The following is an 18,998-nucleotide window of genomic DNA, read 5'->3' as shown; positions in this document are numbered from 1 at the left end:
CCGATCGGCGTCCTGCTGTGTGTCAACCCAGTTTGACGGTCTGCTTGAGGAAGACGATGCCGTCGATCATGTTGAGCTGGGCCGGGTCCAGCGGGAAGTAGGCGAAATCGTGGGAGATGCGTGGGGCGGGCTTCGTGGTGGCCTCGGCCAGGCGGCGGGCGTCGATGAGGGAGTGGTTCCACGGGAGTGTGGACAGCAGGCCCTCGACGGTGTCCGGGGGTGGGGCGTGCTCGCCCACCGTGCCGAGGGCCGAGGCCAGGAAGGCGTACCGGTCGCCCAGGTGTGCTTCGGTGATCGCGCCCGCGCTCCACCACTCCAACTGCTGGTCGCCGAGTGGCATGAAGCTTTTGTTCCGCTGCAGGTGGAGGTTGTGGGCGAAGACCAGGGCCGGACCGTGCTCGGCGACGGCGTGCAGGTTGGCGGCCATCATCGCGTCCCGCAGACCCGACAGTCTGGCTATCCGGGCCGGGGAGGTGTCGGCCATCCAGTGGTGGTAGCGGAGCAGGCCGACGGCGGTGCGTCCGTACAGTGCCGCTCTTTCTCTGTCCTCCGCGCTCAGCCGCGGCGCCTGCGTGTCGAGCAGAGCCACCAGGTCGTCGGCGAGCAGTCGCAGCCGCTGGGCGTCGGCGGACTGGCCGATCGACTGGGAGGGGTCCATGACCGTGGCCTCGTTCGTCCACCGGTCGTCTGGGCCGAGTAGCGTGTCGAGGGTTTCCATCGTGCACGGGAGCGGGCCGTCGAGGAGGCGGTGCAGGCCGGTGAGCGCCTGGCGCGGGCTTGCGGCCCAATACTCCAGCGGGCCGTCGAAGCCGTGGAATCGGAGCTTTTCGTCATGCGCCTCGTTGTACGCGCGCATCCAGCGCACGAGCTCGCGGTTGGCCGGGAACGCGCCGAAGCTGTGGCTGAAGCCGCGTTCCATGACGTCGTCGAGTGTGCCCGCGCCCGTTGTGATGTAGTCGTCCACCACGAGTCCCATGAGGCAGTCGCTTTCGATGGCGAACGACCGGTAGCCCTCATGCTCGACCAGGTGCTGGAAGATCTCGTTGCGCAACTCGCCCAGCGCCTCCACGAAGTGCCTGGCCTCGCCCAGGCCGAGCAGCAGGGGCTTGGCGGGCAGTGACCGGAGGAACGCCGAGACGCTCGCGCCGTTCAGCGGACGGGCTGTGTCCTTGATATCCATACCTTTAACGGTATCGTTGAACATTCGGTGTAAACTTTTTAAGGGAAATGCCTGCTCTTGTCGCGATAGCCTTCAATCGGTGATGTATCCATGAGGCCAGTGGACCCGGTGCGCGAGCATGGCCTGTCCACCCAGGCGAGCGGGATCGCCACTCCGAACGGGGCGATGTCGGCGGCTTTCATCCGGGTCGCTGCCGGGGCGGGGCAGAGCTGCTGACCTTCCCGACCTTGCAGGGTCCTGCCCCTGGCCCCCGGCCAACGCCACCAGGGCGGTTCGCCGAAAGGGGCGTCTTCACAGGTGGCGAGTTGGTCGTCTCGGGTGAGGCGCAGACTGCCCTGGACGTCGGCACCAGATGGCTGGCAGCAGCATCGGCTCGGGGTCAGCGGTCGTGGTCGGCGTTGCGCCACCACGCGAGAGTTGCTGCCATGCCGGCTGCGCCGGTGGTCAGGACGAGCAGGACGCTGATCGGTCCTGGCGGGTCGTGGCCGGGGCCGGCGATGCCTGCGTACAGGCCGGGTATCGAGTAGGGGAACCAGGCGCCGAAGCCGAGCGCGGCGATGATCTGGGCGGTGAAGGCCAGCACGAACAGCACGCCGACCGCGGCCAGGTAGCCGCGGCCGATGCTGGCGGCCAGCGCCAGCGGCGTGGTGAGGGCGGCCGAAAGCGCGGCGGCGACCAGAATCTTCACGGCCCCGGCCGCGGTCGCCTGCGCCGACCAGCCGGGTAGTGCCAGCAGCGCGCCGAGCAGCAGGCCAAGTATGGTCGTGCCAGTGGCGAGCAGCAGGGCCCAGCCGGCGGAGAGGGTGAACTTGGCGGCCACGATGGTGGTGCGGGACGTCGGCAATGCGAGCAGGTCTTTGGCGGTACGGTCGCTGAACTCGCGGCCGAACAGCCAGATGGCGATCATGCTGTAGACGAGCAGGCCACCGACGGCGACCGCTTGAGCCAGCAGGGCCAGGTAGCCGGGCCAGTCGGCGCTTGCGCCGGACAACTGTGCCTTGTCGCCGAGCAGTCCCATCGCGCGGGCGCGGGCGGGGTCGGCCAGGATGAACATGAACAGGCCGCAGACGAGGGTGACGATGGTGAAGGCGAACGCGGTGAGCCAGGGCAGGCGGCTGCGTCGTGCCTTGAGCAGTTCGCTCCGCAGCGCTTCACGCATGGTCGGCTCCGACGATGCGCAGGAAGTAGGCTTCCAGGTCTTCTTCCACCAGGTGGAGTTCGGTGGGTGGCACGCCGGCCTCGACCAGGATGGTGGCCACCTCCTCGGGCCGGGTCAGGGCGCGTTCGTCGCTCAGTTGCAGGCCGGGGTCGGGGTGGTAGCCGTGATCGCGCAGTACCCGGTCGGCTGTCGTGTCGTCGCGGGTGGAAACGTTCACGTGGCGGCGCCGGTGTCGGTCCAGGCTGGTGGCGTCGTGTTCGGCCAGCAGTCGGCCCTGGTGCAGGATGGCGATGCGGCCGTTCAGACGGGCGACTTCGGCTAGCAGGTGGCTGGAGATCAGCACGGTGGTGCCGTGCTCGCGGGCCAGGCCGGTCAGCAGAGTACGGATCTCCACCACGCCGGCGGGATCCAGGCCGTTGACGGGCTCGTCGAGGATGAGCAGGTCGGGGCGGTGGATGAGGGCTTTGGCCAGGGCCAGGCGCTGCAGGTTGCCCATCGACAGGGTGCGGGCGCGCCGCCCGGCGTAGGGGGCCAGGGCCAGCCGTTCGACGATGTCTTCCACGTGCCGGCCGGGGTGTTTCAGCCGGCGCAGGCGGGCGTACAGTTGGAGGTTTTCGCGCACTGTCAGCTCGGGGTAGGCGGCCGGGGCCTCGACCAGGTAGCCGGTGCGGGACCAGGCCGAACGCTGTCCGGCCGAGACGGCCGCGCCGAGCACCCGTGCCGATCCGGCGGTGGGGGCGATCATGCCGAGCAGCATGCGGATCAGCGTGGTCTTGCCGGCGCCGTTGAGTCCGAGCAGGGCGTAGATCTGGCCCGCTTCCACACTCAGGCCGACGTCGTCGACGGCCAGGGCGCCGGTGTAGTGCTTGGTCAGGCCGGTCACCTCGATGACCGGGGCCCCTGCGTTGCCCATCAGGTGCTCCTTCATTGCTGGGTGATGAGCATGAACAGTGCCCAGATGGGCAGCGCGTCCTGCAGGAGGATGTCGTGCCGGGCCGGCCGGGGATACGCCTGGATGGCGTATGGCATGGTCTTGGTCGGTGTGACGGGTGGTGGAGGCTCGCGGTCCGGCGCCGGCGGCGATGCCGCAGCCGAGCAGGGTTGTGGTCGGGCGCATCGGGAGCAAGCCTCCTAGCTCCGCGACCGGAAGATCGCGGGCCGACCAGGCTTCCCGGCTCACCGACGTTCGCGCCCCGGCTGGGGCGCGCTCCTACGACGCCTGGAATGTAACACCTGGCCGCCCGCTCGGCTAGGTGTCACACGACGTTCAGCCCTTGATGAAGCGGCGGGTCATATACCAGCGCACAGGCGGCAGGGAGGCCAGCCGCAGCGGTAGCAGGCTCAGCCACAGCAGTGCGGGGTTGGCGGGGGCGTAGACGCCTTTGACCCGGCGGCCGAGCTTCTGTTTGCGTTCGGCTTCGGGACGGATGGCGGCCTCCCACGCGGTCAGTGCTGCGGGGATGTCGCCGGGGTGGGCGGCCAGTTCGGTGCCGAGCCGGTCGGCGCCGCCGACGGCCAGCGCGGAGCCGTACCCGGCGAACAGGGTGACGCACCAGGCGGCATCGCCGAGCAGTAGCACGCGGCCGCTGCTCCAACGCGATGCCACGACCTGGCTGATGGTGTCGAAGTAGACCGAATCGGCCCGCGCCAGCCCGGCTAGGGCTTCGGGGATGACCCAGCCGAGGTCACCGTAGACGCGTTCCAGCTGGGTGGTGACGTCCTCGTCTGGGCGGGCGTGGTCGGCGCGGTAGCCGAAGAAGGCGACGTTGCGGCCGTCGCCGACGCTGATGATCGCTGCGGTGCGGCCGCGCGATGACAGGGTGCCGGTCGCGCCGGGCGCGATGGCTGCGGGCCGCCGGTCAAGCATGAAGACGGCGACCTTGTGCTCCAGGTCGAGCAGGAAGTCCTCCTCTGGGCCGAACAGCAGGGCGCGGGTGGCCGAGTGCAGGCCGTCGGCGCCGATCAGCAGGTCGGCCTCCTCGATGGTGTCGTCGCTCAGGGTGACGCGGACGGCGTGGTCGTCCTGGTCGATGGCGGTGAGGGTGGCGCCGAAGCGGATCTCGGTGTGGCCCTCGACCTTGTCGTACAGTGCGGTTTCGAGGTCGCCGCGCAGGATGGTGATCGAGCGGGGTCCGGTGGTGGCGGCGATGGTGGTGCGGTCGAGGGCGAAGCGGCGGGAGCCATCGCTCTTGTGGTAGACGAGCTCTTGAGTGTCGAAGGCACTGGCTCGCAGGTCGGGCAGGAGGCCCATGCGTTCGGCGGCGTCGTAGCCGATGCCGCCGAAGGTGACCGCGTAGCCGCCGCCGCGGCGTTCTGGCGCGCGTTCGACGATGAGGGTGTCCCAGCCGATCTGGTGCAGGCGCAGGGCGGTGGCCAGGCCGGCGATGCCGGCTCCGATGATGATGGCGCGCATGGTGAGGTGGTGCTTCCTTTAGTGGGAGAGCTGGTCGAGCAGCCGCTGTTCTGCGGCGGCATCCAGCCAGGTGTCGGGGGAGGGTGCGTCGGCGCGGGGCGCCGGGTCGCCTTCGGCCTGGAGCCAGGCCCAGGTGTCGGCGAGGGTCTCGCGCAGCGGGCGCGTGGTGAGCCCTTCGGCCAGGGCGGCGCCGACGTCGGCGTCGTGCATGCCGCGTGGCGCGCTGCCGTCGGGCAGCCGCAGCCCGAACTCCATGCCGAGCGGCAGACCGTGCCGCAGCAGCAGTTCCGGCGGCGCCCACACCAGTTCGGTGTCGAAGCCGGTGACCTGCAGTGCCGTGGTGAGCAGGTCGCCGAGGGTGATCGCGCCGGGTGGGCCGGTCACGGTGAAGGCATCGCCCAGGCCGCGGTCGGCGGCTTTAAGCATCCAGGCGGCCAGGTCGCGGACGTCGAGGTACTGCAACGGCGCCTCGGCGGCCGCGTGGCCGGCGGCCGCGCACCATCGGCGGCCGGGATCTCCACGTTCCGCCGGACGCGCACCCGGTGACGCAGGGCGGGGCGCACGCCGTACAACCGGCTGAGCAGGGTCATGGCCGGTCACCTTTCTGTCGACGCTGATGAGAGGTCACATCGCCGACCAGGCTTCCCGGCACACCATCGAACCTCTCGCGAGGCCGATACGAGGAATATACCGACTTTTCAGAAATTTCTGAAGTGTCGAGGTGTTCGGTATCCTTATTCTCCTTAAGGAGGCGAGCGCGTGAATGACCGGTATGAGCGGTGGCAGGCGGCGGAACGACTGGCCCTGACGCTGATTGAGGGCGGATTGCAGCGCATGGCCGCGCGCACCCTGGCAGTCTTCCTGTTCAGCGACCAGGACAGTGTCACCGCCGGCGAGATCGCCAACCGGCTGGAGGCCAGCGCAGGCTCGGTCTCGGGCGCGATCAAATCCCTGGCGACGGTCGGACTGATCGAACGCCTGCCATCGCCCGGTAGCCGGCGCGAGCACTACCGGCTCCGCGACGACGCCTGGTCCACCTTGTTCACCAGCCAGAACACCGTCATTCAGGCCATGCTCCAGGCCGCGGTCGCCGGGATCGCCGCCACTGACGAGGGCGATCCCGCCCGTCAGCGCCTGGCACAGATGCACGCCTTCTACGAGTTCCTGCTCGGCGAGCTCCCTGCTCTGCTGCACCGCTGGCACCAGCAGGCCCGCTGACCCAGCCCAAGACCCAAGAAGCGGTAGCCGAGCTCAGCCCGCGGTCTCGATGTAGAGCACGCCGGTGAGCGGGACGAGGGCAATCGTCACAGGGGCTTGAGCCGGGCGCGCAGAAGGCAGAACTCGTTGCCCTCGGGGTCGGCCAGGACGTGCCAGCTTTCGGTGCCGGTCTGGCCGATGTCGACGGGCCTGGCGCCGAGAGCGAGCAGTCGTTCCAGCTCGGCATCCTGGTCGCGGTCGGTGGCGTTGACATCGATGTGCAGCCGAAGCCTTCCCGTCCGGGGGGTATCGGTCGGGCTGAAGACGAGAGTGGGCTGTGGGCCGCCGAAACCGGCGTCGGGCGGACCGATCTCGATGCTTCCGTCGGCCTCCCGCTCGAGTTCGACGTAGCCGAGGACGTCGCTCCAGAATGCGGCCAGCCGGTCGGGGTCCGCGGCGTCGATGACCAGTTCGCTGATTCGGCATGCCATGGCCGTCACTATACGTAGATCAGGGTGATCAACGGGAAGGCCGGGTTCTCCCGAAGCTGCGCCGAGTCGCAAGGGCGTCCCAGGGCCTCAGGTGTCAGGCAGTGGTTTCGTTGTGGTGTGGTCAAGCGGTGGTCTCCTCGTAGAGGGTGCCGGTTTTGAGGCACCCGTGCAGATGCCGACGAGCCGGTTGGCGACCTGGCGCAGTGCTGCACCGCCACCGCCGAGCCCACGACAATCGAGCGACTCCGGGTGTCGGGCTCCCGGCCGGTCACCGCCCGTCCGGTCAGCGCGGTGGCGACAGCGGCCGCCGCTTGCCTCTTTCACCATGACATGGGCATTCCGCGCGTTCCAGCTGACGTTTACGCGGCTTTGGTCGTGAGTCTTCCCAGGAGCGGTAAGGAGTCGTTATGGGGGGTGCGTCTGGTCGTGAGGGGAGGCTCAAGTGAGCGCGTGGCATCGGTGTTCCATCAGGATCCGCTTGACCGTGGTGGCAGGCGCCGTCATGGCGCTGATCTGTACCGTTGTCGCGGTGCTCGCCCTGTTGGAGGTACGGGACGCCGCCGTCGAGGACCGGACGAAATGGCTCACCACCCACGCCGTGGAGATGGCCAAGAAGATACGCCACAGCGGTGTATCCCCCAACCTGCTGTCGGACGGGCACAATGAGGCGGTTCAGGTGTTCGACCCGGCCGGCACGCCGGTCGCCGCCACCCCGGGCTTCGGGGCGCGTGAGCCGCCGATAACCAACCTTCGCCCCGATGTCGACTCCTACACGATCGCGCGGTTGTGTGATCTGCGTGCGTTCCCCGGCCAGTGCAAGATCGTGATCTCCTACCCTGTGCACAAGGCCGACGGCGTCTGGTCGCTCAACATGGCCGTCGCCGATGTTCCCTGGTACGTGGGCCCCCGGCTGCTGATCCCGCTCGCCGCCGGCTGGCTCCTGCTGGTCGGGGCGACCACGGCGGGCACCTACCGGACCGTGGGCAAGACCCTGGAGCCGGTGCGTGCGATCAGCGGCAAACTCGCCCAGATCACTGCGAGTGACCTCGGCCACCGGGTGCCGGTACCGAAGTACCAAGGCGAGCTGCGCGACCTCGCCGAGATCGCGAACAAGACCCTGGACCGGGCACAGTCGGCGGTCGAGCAGCAGTTGCGGTTCGCCTCGGACGCCTCCCACGATCTGCGCAGCCCGCTGGCCGCGATGCGCCTGCAGATCGACGAGGCGCTCGCCTACCCGCGGGAGACCGACTGGCCGCGAACGGCGAACGCGCTGCTGGACAGTATGGAACGGCTTCAGGACCTGGTCGCCGACCTGTTGCAGATCGCCCGGCTGGATGCGGGCATCAGCGGCCGACACGATCCCATCGACCTGACCGGCCTGGTGGCGGCCGAGCTGGACCGGCGCCCCCGCCGGGTCACGGTGATCCGCCACCTCACCCCCGGCGTGGTGATCAAGGGGGAGCGGATCGGCCTGGCCCGGCTGCTGAACAACCTGCTGGACAACGCCGAACGCCACGCCGACTCCACCATCACCATCAGCCTCACTCTGAAGGCGGGTACGGCGGCGCTGGAGGTGTGCGACGACGGCGAGGGCATCGCCCCCGACCAGCAGGAGGTCATCTTCCAGCGGTTCGCCCGCCTGGAGGCCTCCCGCAGCAGGGACGCCGGCGGTACCGGGCTCGGCCTGCCGATCGCCCGGCAGATCGCCGAAACCCACGGCGGCACCCTCACCATCGAAGACAGCCCCCGCGGCGCGCGGTTCGTGCTGCGCCTGCCCGGTCATGCCGCATCCCCCGCGGATCAGGCGCATCTGCCGACGGAGGTGTGACCTCGGGAACCGGCGACTGGCAACGCGCCCGGAAAAAAAGGGGGGGGGTATGCCGGAAGCCTGCCATGCTGTGGCAAGCAGCCGATTTACTGCGGTGGGCACAAAGCCAGATCGAGTTCACGACCTCGACGAAAGGACTGCCGGGCGGTCGAAGTGCGCGCGTACCCCAGGCGGACGTGTCCGACCGGTTCGGCGCCGACGTTCGCGGGCCGGGGCGATTCGGTCCACACCGACCCTGGTTAGCGCATCGGTCGCCTGGCCGGCCAGCTCGACCCGCACGACCGGCAGGCGCTCGCCGCGTCGCTGCCTACGAGCACTACCAGGTGAGCGTCGCCGGTATTCCAGTGCACTTCATGCACAAGCCCGGCCGTGGCCCTCGCCCGATTCCGTTGATCCTCACCCACGGCTGGCCGTGGACGTTCTGGCACTGGTCGAAGGTGATCGATCCGCTCGCCGACCCAGCCGCGTTCGTCGGTGACCTCGCCGACGCGTTCGACGTCATCGTGCCGTCCCGGCCCGGCTTCGGTTTCCCCGGCCCGCTCACCGGCTTTTCGGACGTCAACTTCTGGAAGGTCTCCGACCTCTGGCACACCCTGATGACCGAGACCCTGGGTATGAGAAGTATGCCGCCGGGGGCTGCGACATCGGCGGGATCGTCTCCAGTCAGCTCGGCCACAAATACGCCGACGAGTTGTACGGCATCCACATCGGCTCCGGGCTGCCGCTCGACTTCTTCACCGGCCCCCGGGCCTGGGACTTCGCCCGGAATCGGCCCCTCACCGACGATCAGCCCGCCGACGTCCGCGCCCGGATCGTCGAGCTGGACCACCGCTCGGCGGCCCACCTCGCCGTGCACATGCTCGACGGCGCCCCCCTGGCCCACGGGCTGAGCGACTCACCCGCCGGACTGCTCGCCTGGCTGCTGGAGCGCTGGAACGCCTGGAGAGACAACGGCGGCGACGTCGAGTCCGTCTTCACCAAGGACGACCTGCTCACCCACGCACGATCTACTGGGTGAACAACTCCATCGCCACATCCATGCGTTACTACGCCAACGCCAACCGCTACCCCTGGGCCCTCGCCCACGACCGCACCCCGGTCGTGCAGGCCCCGGTCGGCCTCACCTTCGTCCTGCGCCGCACCTTTCACGGCCGCAGGCCCTGAACGACCCGGCTCGTCTTGCGACGGGGCAGGCGAACGGTGCCTGGCGGGGGCGTGCGCGTCGGCCGACAAGCCCGTAGCGCCCGCCACGCCGTCCGCCTGAGCCGGCCTCCCTGCGGAACCCCGCTCGCCACCCTCCCGGGAGCCCCTGTCATGCTCATCGTCACGGCTGTTCCGTTGGGCGGGCCGGCCCTCGACTCTCAGGACGCGCGCGGCCCTGCCACGAGCTCGCCGGCCTGGACGACCGCGAACTCGACCTGGCCCTGGCCCTCCTCCCAGTTGGCGATCAGTGTGCAGCCCTCGTCGGCGAGCAGGTCGCCGCCCGACCGCTCGGTTCGCAGGTACATCAGCCCCTCCTCGCCTTCGGTGCAGAAGAAACTCAGGTGGGCGAACAGCTCGGGCGGCGTGAGGTCGGCCAGCGCCTCCTGCCAATCCTCGGCCGCCTCCGCCTCGAGGGGAAGGAGGCTTTCGGGGCCCGTGCCGAGCGCGGTGGCGACCCGCATCGCGTCGAAGAGCGTGCCGTCCGAGACCAGCCGCGGGTGGCAGACGGTCCAGGTGCCGCGCAGATCGGATGCGGCGAGGGCGTACCGTGCCAGCAGGGGAGCCAGGTCGCAGCCCAGGACGAGCCGGCCCGCGAAGCACGCCGCCACGAGATCCGCCTCGAACTCCGGCGGCAGCCCGGCCTTGTCGAACTCGAAGATCGACCGGCTCGCGTCGAACTCCAGCAGCGGCTCCTCCAGGTCGAAGATCGGGCAGTCCCAGACGACCGGCTCGGCGCCGCGGAGGGCGGCCGGGTTCACCCAGGCGGTGTCCTGCGCAAAGCCGAGCTCGTTGATGAGGTTGCCGCCGAAGAACGTCGCATAGACGGCGTCGGCGTCGAAACTCGCCAGCGGACGGCCGAGCAGGATCTCAAAGGCGCCGGTCAGCTGTTCTAGCCACGGGCCCGAAATGTTCGCAGAAGCGGATCTCATGCCGGGACCGTATAGGCCAGGCCCGTCATTCCGGAGCGGGTTCGTCAAGTGGGCCGGGGCGTCGGCCGCTGAGATGGAGCGCACCGCTGAACTTCTTTGAGTTGGCGCGTAATGATGGGGCCGCTCCACACATGAGAGGCATGCCGGTATTTCGTGCTGACTAAGGAACCGCTCATCGTCCTGCGTCGCCTGGAAGCCGCCTGCCACGCCGGCTACGGCTTCCGCGCCATCACCGGGCTGTACGCCGGCACCGGCCCGGACCAGCCCTTCGTGCTTGAACTCCCGAGGGGTTGATGTCTGCCGTTCGTCGCTACGCGGGTTCCGGACGCATGGCTTTGAGGAAGACCTCGACGAGGGTGTCGGCGTATTCCGGGGTGAGCGGGCCGGAGCGGAGCAGCCATCGCTGGTAGAGGGGCGCGTACAGCAGCTCCAGCGCCAGGTCGAGGTCGGCGTCCGCGGCGAGTTGCCCGGCCCGCTGCGCGCTACGCAGCCGCGCCTTTTTCGCCTCGTTCACCGGATCGGCCAGCTTCTCGCGATACTGGGCGGCCAGGCCGGGATCGTTGATCATCTCGATGTTGAGCGCGCGGATCGGCGCCTCGGACGCAGGGTCGGCGAACTCGGCCGCCGTCGCCCGCATCACCATCTTGAGGTCGGCCTCCAGGTCGCCGGTGTCGGGCAACGCGATGCCCTGCTCCGGGCCTGCCTCGCTGAGCGCGAGGAAGGCGTCGAAGATCACTGCGCCCTTGGAGGGCCACCAGCGGTAGATGGTCTGTTTCCCGACGCCGGCCCGGGCCGCGATGGCCTCGATGGTCAGCTTGGCGTATCCCACCTCGGAGACCAGGTCGCGGGCGGCGGTGAGGATGGCCTGCCGGGAACGCTCGTTGCGGCGGGCGGGATTGGGCTGCTTGGCCATGTCCCGGAGCATGCCACACTAACAAGACGATACGTTCCGTCTCGATATCGCACTTCGACGAGACGTACCGTCTTGTACGGCATCACCTCATCCAGATGCGGCAGGTCGAAACCTTTGAGGTTCGCCAGCCCGAACTCGGTGTGCCGGCGCTTGGTGGCGATGTCGTGTACCCGGCGGGCCACGGCCTCCCCGTCGTGCCCTGGCCGCGTGCTCCCGACGCCGCGGCACCCGGGGCCGGGATACCTGCGTTCACGGCAAGATGGTGATCTTGCCATGGGTCCGGCCCGCCTCGCTCCTGCGGTGGACCAGCGTGAGGTTGGACAGCGGGTGGGATTCGGCGACGTCGACGACGAGCACGCCGGCGTCGAGGAGTTCGACGATCTCGCTCAGTTGCTTGGTGTCGTTGCGGGCGACCATGTGCAGGGCGGTGACATCGGCGTCGGCGGGGAGTTCGACGGGGGTGGTGACGGAGGCGATGACGCCGCCCGGCCGCAGGAGGGAGACCAGGATCACCGCGGCCTCGGGGGAGACCGGAGCGAGGTTGACGACGGCATCAACCGGGCCGTCCAGCGCATCTGCGAGAGCGGTGGTCGTGTAGTCGATGATCTGGTCGGCACCGTACCTGCGGACCGCCGCGGCGCTGCGGCCGCTGGCCGTGGCGGCCACTGTCGCACCGGCGTGCCTGGCGAGCTGGACGGCGAACATTCCCACACCGCCACCGGCGCCGTTGATGAGCACGCGCCGGCCCGCGGTGATGTGGGCGTGCTCGAACAGCGCCTGCCAGGCGGTGAGCGCGGCGACGGGGATCGCGGCCGCGTCGGTGAGGGGGACGGTGGCAGGCGCCTTGGCCAGCACGTCGGCCGGGGCGGCGACGTACTCGGCCGCGGCGCCGCCCGCGTCGAGACGGCCGATGACCCGGTCGCCCACGGCCAAGCCCTCCACGTCGTCGCCGACCTCGGCGATCGTGCCGGAGACGTCCCAGCCGAGGACGCAGGGCAGGTCCACCGGCAGCACGGCTCGTAGTACCCCGGACCGCAGCGCCGTTTCCGAAGGATTGAACGAGGTGGCAGCGACCCGGATCAGGACCTCGCCCGGCCCGGCGGCGGGTCGCGGTACTTCTTCGTATCGGATGACGGAGGCATCGCCGTACTCATGGATGCGGGCGGCCTTCATGGTGTCGCGAAACTCGCCCGCGTGGTCGGTCACCCAGGTACGGAACGTGCGGGCCGGGGCTCCGGTGACCTCTGCCACCGTGGTCGTGGCCGCTCTTGGTGCGGTCACCATCTCGGCCTGGGCCTGGAGGATGCCGTTCACGGCCGCGGGAGGCCAGCCCTGGGTGAGCATCTGCTGCCGCGCGACCTGCGGCGAGGTCTCCTCCCAGTGCACCGGGCGGCCGATCACCTCCCCGATGATGCTCGCCTGTTCGGCCTGGGTCAGTATCTCGGGCCCGGTCAGCTCGTAGATCGCGCCGTTGTGCCCGTCGTCGACGAGTGTGCGCACCGCGACCGCCGCGAGGTCCCGCTCGTGCAGCGGGGGCATGGCGGCCGTGCCGTAAGGCCCGCGCGCGACTGCCTCGGCGCGGATCTGCCCGGCCCACCGCAGGGCGTTGGCCGCGAAGGCGTGCGGCCGAAGGAACGTCCATTCCAGCCCGGACCGCTCGACCAGCTGCTCGATCTGTTGTTCGTAGCCGCGTACGGCCGCCGAAGACAGGTAGACGACGCGGCGGGCATGCGTGGCGACCACGTCCAGAACCGCGGGCATGCTTTCGGCCGTAGCGAACGGCCAGAGGAGAAACACGGCCTCGACCCCGTCCAGGGGCGCGTGCAAGGTGTCCGGATCGGCCAGGTCGCCACGCACGACCTCGACGCCGTCCGGTAGGCAGGCCGCTTCAAGATCGCGGGCCAGCGCGCGAACCCCGGCCCCCGCCTCCAGCAATTGCGCGACGACCTGCCGGCCGACCGTGCCGGTCGCCCCGGTCACCAGAATCCTGCGTTGTCCCGGCATGAAAGACTCCCAACGGTTGATCACTTCGTGTGCACTTAACCGTATGGGGATGAGAAGAGACATCCAATGTGTGAAAATCTAATATTTATATGTATACGTCTTCTTAGCGCCGTCGAGATAGACTCTCCCTATGGATGTGCTCAGCGATGTGATCGCCGCGATGCGCGCCGGGGAACCTCGCTCGGCGCGCGTCCAGTGGTACGCCCCCTGGGGGCAGCGGTTCCCCACGGTGCGCGGCTCCGCCGGCTTTCAGGTGGTCCTGCAGGGATCGTGCCGGCTGATCCCCCCGGACGGCGGCGCCCCCATCGCGCTGAACGTCGGCGATGTGGTGTTCCTGCCCCACGGAAGCGGTTACGCGCTGGCCGACAGCCCTGGCACCCCGTTGACCGAACCCGTCTGCGACCCACTGAACGACCCTCGATTCGAAGACCGCTATGCCTCCGCGATCGTGGGGAAGACCGGGCAGGACGGCTCGCAGGCGGTCACCGTGACCCTCTGCGGTGGATACCGGCTCGACCCCAGCCGAGCCCATCCGCTCCTGGCCGATCTGCCCGAGATCGTTCACCTGCCCGCCCGCCTCGGGCACCGCCCCGAGCTGCGCGCCGCGGTCGACCTACTCGGCGGCGAACTCGACAACCCCCGCCTCGGCGCCGACACCGTCGTGCCCGCCCTGCTCGACATGCTGCTGCTCTACATCCTGCGCGCCTGGTTCGACGAACAGTCCGAACGCGGCGCGACCGCCGGTTGGGCGGCGGCACTGGGCGATCCGGCGATCAGCGCCGCACTGCACGCCCTGCACCGTGACCCCGCACTCCCCTGGACGGTTGAGACACTCGGCACCCGGGCGGGACTGTCCAGGGCGGCTTTCTCCCGGCGCTTCACCACCCTGATCGGCCAGCCGCCCCTCACCTATCTGACCTGGTGGCGTATGACCACCGCAGCCCGGCTTCTCCGCGAGTCCGACGCCCCGCTCGGCGAGGTGGCCCCCCGGATCGGCTACACCTCGGAGTTCGCCTTCGCCACCGCCTTCAAACGGGAGTACGGCATCGCACCCGGCAAGTACCGACGACAGAGCCGAGCGGAAACCCAGGGCGGTGAACTCGACGTAATGGCCTAGCGCCGGTTTTCGCTCTGTTCTTCCTCAACCCCCGTAGCCTGCACGGATGTCCGAAGTGCTTGCGCTGTCGGCGTAAGGGACCAAAGGCGGTTCGGCGGACCTCGAGGTCCGGGCATATTTCCGGCATTGCCTGGACCGTATCCCGGTGTGCTGCCGCCGAGCGGGCTCTGCACCTTTCAGCAGCGCGCGTGTGATGCGTAGGCGGTGAAGCGTCCGGCTTTGCGGCTTCGGTCGGGTGCCAGGCGAATAGCCACAGCGGTGCGGCCGGATCAGTGGTTACACGTCCCAGGTGACCGGGAGGCTCTTCACCCCGTAGATGTCCGCGGTCTCCGGGCGCAGGGCGACCTCCTCGGCCGGTACGGCCAGGCGCAGCGTGGGGAAGCGGTCGAGCAGCGCGGGGAGCGCGACCCGCATCTCGACGCGGGCCAGTTGCTGGCCCAGGCACTGGTGGATGCCGTGGCCGAAGGCCAGATGTCCGCCGTCCTGCCTGTGCAGGTCGAGCACGTGGGGGTCGGCGAAGCGCTCGGGGTCGCGGTTGGCGGTGTTGTACGACAGGATGACCATCGAGCCGGCCCTGATGGTCTGGCCGCCCAGCTCGACGTCCTCCAGCGCGACCCGGTGGAACTGCTTGGCGACGCTCAGATACCGCAGCAGTTCCTCCACCGCGCGGTCGGTGAGCGTGGGGTCGGCGCGCAGCGCGGCCAACTGCTCCGGGTTCCGCAGCAGCGCGAAGGTGCCCAGCGCGAGCATGTTGGCGGTGGTGTCGAACCCGGCTGAGAGCAGGATCAGGGCCATGCCCTTCAGCTCCTCGTCGGTCAGGTCGCTGTCGAGCAGGTCGCTGAGCACGTCGTCGGTGGGGTTGGCGCGCTTGGCGGCCACCAGTTCGGCGAGGTAGTCCTGGGTCGCGGTGTAGGCCGCGAACATTTCCTCGTCGCCGGCCTCCCCGCCGAGGAACGTGTCGATGTTCTCCTGGAAGCGGCCCCGCTCCTCGTAGGGCACGCCCAGCAGCTCACAGATGATGACGGAGGGGATGGGCTTGGCGAACGCGGTCACCAGGTCGGCCGTCGGGCCGGCCTGCTCCATGGCGTCCAGGTGCTCGGCGGTGATCTGCTCGACGCGTTCGGTGAGCTGCCGCATCCGCCGTACGGTGAACCTGCCCACCAGGGGTTTGCGGTAGCGGCTGTGCTGTGGCTCGTCCATCAGCAGGAACTCGCCGGGCGGTGCCGGGGGCACCTCGATGTCGCCGTAGTCGACCAGCGGGTGGTGGCGCATGAGCTCCCTGCGCGAGCTGAATCGAGGGTCGGCCAGGATCGACCGCACCAGGTCGTAGCCGGTGACCAGCCGGCCCTGGTGACCGTCGGGGAAGGTGTAGCGGCTGATCGGGCCGTGCTCGCGGGCGTCGAGCAGTTCCTTGGGCGGGTCGAAGGGGCAGCCGGGCGGGCGCGCCGTCGGCATCGCCGTGAAGGTGTGGACAAAATCGTTCATGACCTTTCCTTTCGATGTGCAGGCACGCGGCCGGCCTAGGAGATCTTGCGGCGGTAGGTCCTCATGGCGAAGACGTACGCGACGGCGAGGATGCCGGCACACCAGGCGAGGGCGACCCAGATGTCGGTGCCGACCGGCTGCCCGGTGAACAGGGCGCGGATGGCGTTGACGATGGAGGTCACCGGCTGGTGCTCGGCGAAGGCGCGCACCGGGCCGGGCATGGTGTCGGTGGGCACGAACGCCGAGCTGAGGAAGGGCAGGAAGATGAGCGGGTAGGAGAACGCGCTCGCACCTTCCATGGTCTTGGCGGACAGACCGGGGATGACGGCGATCCAGGTCAACGCCAGGGTGAACAGGATCAGGATGCCCGCCACCGACAGCCACGCCGGCACTCCCGCCCCCGAGCGGAAGCCCATGAGCAGGGCCACGAGCATCACGACCACGAGCGAGATCAGATTGGCGACCAGCGAGGTCAGCACGTGCGCCCACAGCACCGACGACCGCGCGGTCGGCATCGACTGGAAGCGCTCGAAGATGCCGCCCTTCATGTCCATGAACAGCCGGTACGCGGTGTAGGCGATGCCCGAGGCGACCGTGATGAGCAGGATGCCGGGCAGCATGTAGTTCACATACGAGTCCGACCCCGTTCTGATCGCGCCGCCGAACACGTAGACGAACATCAGCATCATGGCGATCGGCATGATCGCGGTCGTGATGATGGTGTCCGGGCTGCGCGTGATGTGGCGCAGGGACCGTCCCAGCAGGACGGCGGTGTCGCCGAAGAAATGCTTGCTCATCGTGGTTCCTTATGCCTTCGTGCCGACGAGGGTGAGGAAGACGTCCTCGAGCGTCGGCTGCTTCTCGACGTATTCGACCCTGGCGGGCGGGAGCAGTTGCTTGAGCTCGGCCAGGGTGCCGTCGACGATGATCCGGCCCTCGTGGAGGATCGCGATCCGGTCGGCGAGTTGTTCGGCCTCGTCCAGGTACTGCGTGGTGAGCAGCACCGTCGTGCCCCGGTCGGCGAGTTCCCTGACGGCCTGCCACACCTCGATGCGGGCCTGGGGGTCCAGGCCGGTCGTCGGCTCGTCGAGGAAGATGACCGGCGGATCGCCGATCAGGCTCATTGCGATATCGAGGCGGCGGCGCATGCCTCCCGAGTACGTCGCCGCCTTCCGCCCGCCCGCGTCGGTCAGTGAGAACCGCTCCAGCAGGTCGTCGGCGATCTCGCCTGGGTTCTTGAGGTGCCGCAGCCGAGCGACCAGTACGAGGTTCTCCCGCCCGCTGAGGATCTCGTCCACGGCGGCGAACTGCCCGGTGAGGCTGATCGACTCGCGCACGTTCGCGGCCTGCGTGGCGACGTCGAAGCCGTTGACGCGGGCGGTGCCCGCGTCGGCCTTGAGCAGCGTGGACAGGATCTTCACGGCGGTGGTCTTGCCCGCTCCGTTGGAACCGAGCAGGGCGAAGATGCTGCCCCGCGCCACCTCGAAGTTCACACCGCGCAGCACGCGCAGCTCCTTGTACGACTTCTCCAGGCCGAGCACCTGGATCGCCGGGGCTTGCTGGGGTGTCATCACTCTGTCCTGTCTCGTGGTGGGGTGGTGTCGCCGGCGGCACGGGCGATGGCGCTGGTGAAGCGGTTGCGTTCGCGGGCCCGGTACTGGCCGAGGGGGTAGTTGGCCATGAACGTCTCGACGAACTCGATGGGGTCGTCGCCGAAGAGGTCGCGGATCGGGGTGGCGTCGGCCGCGCTCTGCTCGAACAGGTCGGCGAGGTCCTCGTACATCGCCATCGCGCCGACGCCGTCGGCCGGCCCGAAGTGCATCAGGTAGCGCTCCAAGGCTTCGACCGCGATGCGGTAGTTCTCGGGCAGCCGCTTGATGCGTGCCTTGTACTGCCGGTAGCGCTTCTTCTCCTCCAGCGATCCGGTGACGATCTCCAGGTACTGCAGGTAGCGGCTCTTCGACTCGTTCGATCCTGTGGTCATGTCTGCTTGCCTCCCTTGCGGAGCTGTTCGAGCCGGTCGGCCAGGAAGCTCCAGGTTCGCCAGAACTCTTCGAGGTACTCCCGCCCCTGGTCGTTGAGGGAGTACACCTTGCGCGGCGGCCCCTTCTCCGACGGGACCTTCTCCACGTCGACCAGGCCGCGCTGCTCGATCCTGACCAGCAGCGCGTAGATGGTGCCCTCGGCGATGTCGGAGAAGCCCTGATCCCGCAGCTGTGCCGTGATCTCGTAGCCGTACGCGGGGCGGCCGGACAGGATCGCCAGGACGATGCCCTCCAGCGTTCCCTTGAGCATCTCCGTCACGAGCTTGCCCATGGGACGCCTCCTTTCAGCTACTTGGTGTTGCTGACTACCAGTACAAAGTAACGCTGACTACCTGTACTTAGCAACACCGAATAGCTGAGGTACGAAGCGAAAGCTTGAGCGTGTGGGTGAGGGGGGCCTGATCGCTGTTCGTGAGCGAGTCCGTCACCCCTTAGGCGAAGACGGGCTCCGTCGGCTCACTGGAGAGTCTGAGCGAGATCCTCGGCCACGCGATCGACGACGGATCCCGCTTCGTCGATGCGGAGCAGGTCGACGCGGCCGCAGCGGGCGGTGGTCTTGTTGAGCCGTCTGTCGTCGGCGGCCTCGACCGGATCGCATCGATCACCGGCTTGAGGAGATCCGGCGGCGACGCACGCGGAGCCGTCTTCTTCCTCGGCTGCTGCCAGGTCGACTCCAACGCCCTGTGCACGGTCGGAGTCGACGGGGGTTACTTCTCGGCCGTGCCGGGTTTCCTGCTGATGGACTCCTGATGGATGTCCGCGTAGGTGCGCGAGTCCTTGATCAGGTCGTCGCAGAAGGTGGCGACATCGTCGCCGATGAGTTCTAGGACTCCCTTGCCGGCCGCGACGCCCTCCTCGAAGAAATCGAGGATCCCTGAGAGCAGGGGCCCGTCAAGCAAGTCGACCGGTCCAACCTTGAAGACGTACCTCTGAATCTCCTTGTAGACGATCTGATAGTCCGGTGGGAGCGCCTTGACTCGCGTCATGTGCGCCCGCCACTGCCTCTTGCCCTCGATGATGTCCTGGATGCCCAC

General features: G+C 68.8%; 22 protein-coding genes and 1 pseudogene. 8 read left to right on the top strand and 15 right to left on the bottom strand.

Going from position 1 to position 18,998, the window contains the following annotated elements:
• Window positions 1-22: 22 nt before the first annotated feature.
• Window positions 23-1,180, bottom strand: coding sequence for an erythromycin esterase family protein (locus tag ACFQVD_RS09720; protein ID WP_343973962.1), 1,158 nt, complete (start codon window positions 1,178-1,180; stop codon window positions 23-25).
• A 90-nt stretch (window positions 1,181-1,270) separates the two neighbouring features.
• Between ACFQVD_RS09720 and ACFQVD_RS09715 the strand changes: the two genes are divergently transcribed.
• Window positions 1,271-1,396, top strand: a complete 126-nt coding sequence (locus ACFQVD_RS09715) for a hypothetical protein (RefSeq protein ID WP_343973960.1) — start codon at window positions 1,271-1,273, stop codon at window positions 1,394-1,396.
• A 163-nt stretch (window positions 1,397-1,559) separates the two neighbouring features.
• On the opposite strand, the gene ACFQVD_RS09710 is transcribed toward ACFQVD_RS09715, so the two are convergent.
• From ACFQVD_RS09710 to ACFQVD_RS09695, 4 genes are all read right to left on the bottom strand, one after another.
• On the bottom strand, window positions 1,560-2,339 hold the full coding sequence (locus tag ACFQVD_RS09710) for an ABC transporter permease (RefSeq protein WP_343973958.1): 780 nt from the start codon (window positions 2,337-2,339) through the stop codon (window positions 1,560-1,562).
• Complete coding sequence (locus tag ACFQVD_RS09705; RefSeq protein WP_343973955.1) at window positions 2,332-3,252, bottom strand: ABC transporter ATP-binding protein; 921 nt, start codon at window positions 3,250-3,252, stop codon at window positions 2,332-2,334. The genes ACFQVD_RS09710 and ACFQVD_RS09705 overlap by 8 nt, the downstream gene beginning before the upstream one ends.
• A 354-nt stretch (window positions 3,253-3,606) precedes the next feature.
• Window positions 3,607-4,752, bottom strand: a complete 1,146-nt coding sequence (locus tag ACFQVD_RS09700) for an FAD-dependent oxidoreductase (RefSeq protein ID WP_343973952.1) — start codon at window positions 4,750-4,752, stop codon at window positions 3,607-3,609.
• Between the two features lie 18 nt (window positions 4,753-4,770).
• Complete coding sequence (locus tag ACFQVD_RS09695; protein WP_343973949.1) at window positions 4,771-5,214, bottom strand: hypothetical protein; 444 nt, start codon at window positions 5,212-5,214, stop codon at window positions 4,771-4,773.
• Between the two features lie 297 nt (window positions 5,215-5,511).
• On the opposite strand from ACFQVD_RS09695, the gene ACFQVD_RS09690 reads away from it, so the two are divergent.
• Window positions 5,512-5,970, top strand: a complete 459-nt coding sequence (locus tag ACFQVD_RS09690) for a GbsR/MarR family transcriptional regulator (protein ID WP_343973946.1) — start codon at window positions 5,512-5,514, stop codon at window positions 5,968-5,970.
• Between the two features lie 86 nt (window positions 5,971-6,056).
• On the opposite strand, the gene ACFQVD_RS09685 is transcribed toward ACFQVD_RS09690, so the two are convergent.
• Window positions 6,057-6,440, bottom strand: coding sequence for a VOC family protein (locus ACFQVD_RS09685; protein WP_343973941.1), 384 nt, complete (start codon window positions 6,438-6,440; stop codon window positions 6,057-6,059).
• Between the two features lie 484 nt (window positions 6,441-6,924).
• On the opposite strand from ACFQVD_RS09685, the gene ACFQVD_RS09680 reads away from it, so the two are divergent.
• The 4 genes and pseudogenes from ACFQVD_RS09680 (at window position 6,925) to ACFQVD_RS09665 (ending at window position 9,432) form a co-directional block, all read left to right on the top strand.
• Complete coding sequence (locus tag ACFQVD_RS09680; protein WP_343974025.1) at window positions 6,925-8,268, top strand: sensor histidine kinase; 1,344 nt, start codon at window positions 6,925-6,927, stop codon at window positions 8,266-8,268.
• A 65-nt stretch (window positions 8,269-8,333) separates the two neighbouring features.
• Window positions 8,334-8,636, top strand: a pseudogene (locus ACFQVD_RS09675) (hypothetical protein); the annotation flags it as partial.
• Window positions 8,637-8,959: 323 nt separating this feature from the next.
• On the top strand, window positions 8,960-9,286 hold the full coding sequence (locus ACFQVD_RS09670) for a hypothetical protein (RefSeq protein WP_343974031.1): 327 nt from the start codon (window positions 8,960-8,962) through the stop codon (window positions 9,284-9,286).
• The gene (locus ACFQVD_RS09665; RefSeq protein WP_343973938.1) at window positions 9,283-9,432 is read left to right on the top strand and encodes a hypothetical protein; all 150 of its coding nucleotides are present in this window, start codon (window positions 9,283-9,285) and stop codon (window positions 9,430-9,432) included. The genes ACFQVD_RS09670 and ACFQVD_RS09665 overlap by 4 nt, the downstream gene beginning before the upstream one ends.
• Before the next feature lie 197 nt (window positions 9,433-9,629).
• Here ACFQVD_RS09665 and ACFQVD_RS09660 read toward each other — a convergent pair whose 3' ends face one another.
• Complete coding sequence (locus tag ACFQVD_RS09660) at window positions 9,630-10,400, bottom strand: hypothetical protein (RefSeq protein ID WP_343973935.1); 771 nt, start codon at window positions 10,398-10,400, stop codon at window positions 9,630-9,632.
• Between the two features lie 153 nt (window positions 10,401-10,553).
• On the opposite strand from ACFQVD_RS09660, the gene ACFQVD_RS09655 reads away from it, so the two are divergent.
• Window positions 10,554-10,694 (top strand): hypothetical protein, encoded by a 141-nt coding sequence (locus ACFQVD_RS09655; RefSeq protein WP_343973932.1) that lies wholly within the window; start codon window positions 10,554-10,556, stop codon window positions 10,692-10,694.
• A gap of 16 nt (window positions 10,695-10,710) precedes the next feature.
• On the opposite strand, the gene ACFQVD_RS09650 is transcribed toward ACFQVD_RS09655, so the two are convergent.
• Together ACFQVD_RS09650 and ACFQVD_RS09645 are read right to left on the bottom strand one after the other, a co-directional pair.
• Complete coding sequence (locus tag ACFQVD_RS09650; protein WP_343973929.1) at window positions 10,711-11,313, bottom strand: TetR/AcrR family transcriptional regulator; 603 nt, start codon at window positions 11,311-11,313, stop codon at window positions 10,711-10,713.
• Window positions 11,314-11,562: 249 nt separating this feature from the next.
• The gene (locus ACFQVD_RS09645; protein ID WP_343973926.1) at window positions 11,563-13,317 is read right to left on the bottom strand and encodes an NmrA family NAD(P)-binding protein; all 1,755 of its coding nucleotides are present in this window, start codon (window positions 13,315-13,317) and stop codon (window positions 11,563-11,565) included.
• A gap of 130 nt (window positions 13,318-13,447) precedes the next feature.
• Here ACFQVD_RS09645 and ACFQVD_RS09640 point away from each other — a divergent pair, with 130 nt between their 5' ends.
• Window positions 13,448-14,434, top strand: coding sequence for an AraC family transcriptional regulator (locus tag ACFQVD_RS09640; protein ID WP_343973923.1), 987 nt, complete (start codon window positions 13,448-13,450; stop codon window positions 14,432-14,434).
• A 276-nt stretch (window positions 14,435-14,710) separates the two neighbouring features.
• On the opposite strand, the gene ACFQVD_RS09635 is transcribed toward ACFQVD_RS09640, so the two are convergent.
• The 6 genes from ACFQVD_RS09635 to ACFQVD_RS09610 all read right to left on the bottom strand — a co-directional run bounded on the left by ACFQVD_RS09635 (window position 14,711) and on the right by ACFQVD_RS09610 (window position 18,998).
• Entirely contained in the window at window positions 14,711-15,919 is a 1,209-nt protein-coding gene (locus tag ACFQVD_RS09635) for a cytochrome P450 (protein WP_386270870.1), read from the bottom strand.
• Window positions 15,920-15,954: 35 nt separating this feature from the next.
• The gene (locus ACFQVD_RS09630) at window positions 15,955-16,716 is read right to left on the bottom strand and encodes an ABC transporter permease (protein WP_343982560.1); all 762 of its coding nucleotides are present in this window, start codon (window positions 16,714-16,716) and stop codon (window positions 15,955-15,957) included.
• Window positions 16,717-16,725: 9 nt separating this feature from the next.
• On the bottom strand, window positions 16,726-17,490 hold the full coding sequence (locus ACFQVD_RS09625; RefSeq protein ID WP_343982563.1) for an ABC transporter ATP-binding protein: 765 nt from the start codon (window positions 17,488-17,490) through the stop codon (window positions 16,726-16,728).
• A complete protein-coding gene (locus ACFQVD_RS09620; protein ID WP_343982567.1) occupies window positions 17,490-17,903 on the bottom strand; it encodes a DUF1048 domain-containing protein in 414 nt (137 codons plus the stop codon). Before ACFQVD_RS09620 ends, ACFQVD_RS09625 begins: the two co-directional genes overlap by 1 nt.
• Window positions 17,900-18,235, bottom strand: coding sequence for a PadR family transcriptional regulator (locus ACFQVD_RS09615; protein WP_343982571.1), 336 nt, complete (start codon window positions 18,233-18,235; stop codon window positions 17,900-17,902). Before ACFQVD_RS09615 ends, ACFQVD_RS09620 begins: the two co-directional genes overlap by 4 nt.
• A gap of 436 nt (window positions 18,236-18,671) precedes the next feature.
• Complete coding sequence (locus ACFQVD_RS09610; protein ID WP_343982574.1) at window positions 18,672-18,998, bottom strand: DUF1048 domain-containing protein; 327 nt, start codon at window positions 18,996-18,998, stop codon at window positions 18,672-18,674.

This window comes from Streptosporangium amethystogenes subsp. fukuiense (assembly GCF_042665875.1).
In the GTDB taxonomy this organism is placed as follows: Bacteria; Actinomycetota; Actinomycetes; order Streptosporangiales; family Streptosporangiaceae; genus Streptosporangium; species Streptosporangium fukuiense.
Note: the sequence above shows the minus strand (reverse complement) of the source record. Positions and strands in the feature narration are given on the sequence as shown.